This window comes from Streptomyces sp. NPDC005151 (assembly GCF_053599875.1).
In genome coordinates, this window is the sequence record NZ_JBSFYR010000218.1 from 1 (window position 1) to 3270 (window position 3270).

The 3270-nt window shown below is 68.8% G+C and carries 3 protein-coding genes; all 3 read right to left on the minus strand.

Annotated features, from left to right (window positions below; translation table 11 throughout):
• Window positions 1-133: 133 nt before the first annotated feature.
• The 3 genes from rfbD to ACWD6R_RS40150 are packed head-to-tail and all read right to left on the minus strand — an operon-like array spanning window position 134 to window position 3068.
• Window positions 134-1018, minus strand: a complete 885-nt coding sequence (gene rfbD, locus ACWD6R_RS40140) for a dTDP-4-dehydrorhamnose reductase (protein ID WP_451823280.1) — start codon at window positions 1016-1018, stop codon at window positions 134-136.
• The gene (gene rfbB, locus ACWD6R_RS40145) at window positions 1015-2001 is read right to left on the minus strand and encodes a dTDP-glucose 4,6-dehydratase (RefSeq protein ID WP_451823281.1); all 987 of its coding nucleotides are present in this window, start codon (window positions 1999-2001) and stop codon (window positions 1015-1017) included. Before rfbB ends, rfbD begins: the two co-directional genes overlap by 4 nt.
• Window positions 1998-3068, minus strand: coding sequence for a glucose-1-phosphate thymidylyltransferase (locus ACWD6R_RS40150; protein ID WP_451823282.1), 1071 nt, complete (start codon window positions 3066-3068; stop codon window positions 1998-2000). Before ACWD6R_RS40150 ends, rfbB begins: the two co-directional genes overlap by 4 nt.
• Window positions 3069-3270: the final 202 nt, after the last annotated feature.

The window sequence follows — 3270 nt, forward strand, 5'->3', positions numbered from 1 at the left end:
TCCTTGGGCACCGACAGCGGCAGCCGGTTCGGCGGATACTTCGGCATCGGACGGACTCCTTCCAGGAGTCGCAACCACCGATGGAAACCGCCCGGGATACAGGAGACCAGTTATCAATACGATCATTGGATGATCAAAGGCGTTCCGCTCGGAGCAGTGCCGGAAATGCCTCCGCCAGCGCCTCCCGCCAGTCGCGGACCGGTTCCATTCCGGCCGCCGCCCAGCGGTCGTGCCCGAGCACGCTGAACGCGGGCCGGGGCGCCGGCCGGACGAAGGCGTCGCTGGTGGTGGGGCGGACGCGTGCCGGGTCGGCGCCCAGCAGCCGGAAGATCTCCCGGGTGAAGCCGAACCAGGTCGTCTCACCACCGCTGGTGCCGTGGTAGACGCCCGCGGGGGCGGTTCCTGCCAGGGCGGCCTGCCCGAGCCGGACCAGCAGGCCTGCCAGGTCGGCGGTCCAGGTGGGCTGTCCTCGCTGGTCGTCGACGACGTCGAGGGTGTCCTTGATTCCCTCCAGCTTGATCATCGTACGAACGAAGTTGGGGCCGCCCGCGCCGTACAGCCAGGCGGTGCGGACGACGTAACCGGTGTCCGGAAGGGTCTCCAGGACCGCGCGCTCCCCCGCCAGTTTGGTCCGCCCGTAGGCGCTGCGCGGGCCGGTCGTGGCGTCCTCCGGGTACGGCTTCTCGGCGTCCCCGGCGAAGACGTAGTCGGTGGAGACCTGGAGGAGGACCGTGCCGTACTCGCGGCAGGCGGCGGCGAGGACCTCCGGGCCCGTGCCGTTGACCCGCAGCGCCGCGTCCTCCTGGGACTCGGCGTCGTCGACGGCGGTCCAGGCGGCGCAGTTCACGACAACGGCGGGACGGTGCCGCTCGAAGCCCGCCCGCACCGAGGCGGGGTCGGTGATGTCCATGGCCGCGCGGTCGGCGGCGACCGCGGTGAGGCCCTCGCCGGCGAGCCGGGCCAGGACGTCCTGGCCGAGCATCCCGGCGGCTCCGGTCACCAGCCAGGCGGCGCTCACAGGGCGGCCCGGCTCTTCAGCGGCTCCCACCAGGCACGGTTGTCGCGGTACCACTGCACGGTTTCCGCGAGTCCGGTGCGGAAATCCTTGCGGGTCTCGTAGCCGAGCTCCTCGCGGATCTTCGTGCAGTCGACGGAGTAGCGGCGGTCGTGGCCCTTGCGGTCCTCGACGTAGGTGACGCCGGTGTCCCAGTCGGCGCCGCAGGCGTCCAGCAGCAGGCCGGTGAGTTCCTTGTTGGAGAGCTCGGTGCCGCCGCCGATGTTGTAGACCTCGCCGGCCCGGCCCTTCGTACGGACCAGCTCGATGCCCCGCACATGGTCGTCGATGTGCAGCCAGTCGCGAACGTTGGCGCCGTCTCCGTACAGCGGGACCGTCCTGCCGTCCAGTAGGTTCGTGACGAACAGCGGGATGACCTTCTCGGGGAAGTGGTGGTGCCCGTAGTTGTTGGAGCAACGGGTCACCCGCACATCGAGGCCGTGGGTGCGGTGGTACGAGAGGGCGATCAGATCGCTGGACGCCTTGGCCGCGGAGTACGGCGAGTTGGGCGCCAGCGGGTCGGTCTCGGGCCAGGAGCCCTCGTCGATCGAACCGTAGACCTCATCGGTGGAGATGTGCACGAAGGTCCTGATGCCCGCCAGGTGTGCGGCGTGGATCAGGGTGTGGGTGCCCACCACATTCGTACGGACGAACTCGGCACCGCCGTCGATGGACCGGTCCACATGCGACTCGGCGGCGAAGTGCACCACCTCGTCGTGCTCGGCCATCAGCTTGGAGACCAGCTCGGGGTCGCAGATGTCGCCCTGCACGAAGGCGAAGCCGGGGTGCTCGCGGACCTCGTCGAGATTGGCCGGGTTGCCCGCGTAGGTGAGCTTGTCGAGCACGGTGACGGCGACATCGCCGGGCCCCTGCGGGCCGAGCACCGTACGGACGTAGTGCGAACCGATGAAGCCGGCCCCACCGGTCACCAGGATGTTGGTCGTCATGAAGAGATCTGCACCTTGCTGTGGTCGCCGAGCACGAGTCGGTGGGCGGACGGGGATCGGGGTGCGGGGGTCACTTCGACGTCATGGCCGATGAGCGATGCCTCGACGCGGCGGACACCGGCGATGGAGGCGCCCTGCAGAACGATGGAGTACTCGATCTCGCTGTCCTCGATCCGGCAGTTCTGCGCGATCGAAGTGAACGGGCCGACGTACGCGCCGCTGATCACCGATCCCGCACCGATGATCACGGGACCGACGATCCGGCTGCCGGTGACCTTGGCGCCCGCCTCGATCCGGACCCGGCCGATGATCTCGCTGTCGTCGTCGACGTCGGCGCCCTCGACGGACGGCTCGACGGTCTCCAGCACGGTTCGGTTGACCTCCAGCATGTCGGTGACATTGCCGGTGTCCTTCCAGTACCCGCGGATCGTGGTGGAGCGGACGTCGCGCCGCTGGTCGATCAGCCACTGGATGGCGTGCGTGATCTCCAGCTCGCCGCGCCAGGACGGCTGGATCGAGCGCACCGCCTCGTGGACGGCGGGTGTGAAGAGATAGACGCCGACGAGCGCAAGATCGCTCTTGGGCCTCTTCGGCTTCTCCTCCAGGGCCACCACCCGGCCGTCGCCGTCGAGTTCGGCGACACCGAACGCGGTCGGATTGGGCACCCGGGTCAGCAGGATCTGGGCCTCGGGCCGGTCCGCGCGGAACTCCTCGACCAGACCGGCGATCCCGCCGACGATGAAGTTGTCACCGAGGTACATCACGAAGTCGTCGTCGCCCAGGAAGTCACGGGCGATCAGCACCGCGTGTGCGAGCCCGAGCGGCTCGGCCTGCGGGATGTAGGTGACATCGAGGCCGAACCGGGAACCGTCGCCGACCGCCTCGCGGATCTCCTCGGCGGTGTCGCCCACGATGATGCCGACTTCGGTGACGCCGGCCTCCGCGATCGCTTCCAGGCCGTAGAAGAGCACCGGCTTGTTCGCCACGGGGACCAGCTGTTTGGCCGAGGTGTGCGTGATGGGACGGAGGCGGGTGCCCGCCCCTCCGGACAGTACGAGAGCCTTCACGTGACCAGTCCTCATGGTGAGATGTCGGTCCTGTCGCGCGGTGCGACCTTCTGGGCGATTTTACTGAGAATCCTCCTGCGATTCGGGTTAGACCGACCGGCAATTGGGGGGGGTGGGTGAAGGAGCGGGGCTGGGGTGCGTGCATCGCAAGGCGGAGGACTGAGCCATGGCGGAGCCATGGTGATGGACGACAACGCCGCGA

Bases quoted from the DNA above. Each gene is read 5' to 3' on its own strand.
- rfbB (WP_451823281.1), bottom strand. From the start codon at position 2,001: ATGACGACCAACATCCTGGTGACCGGTGGGGCCGGCTTCATCGGTTCG.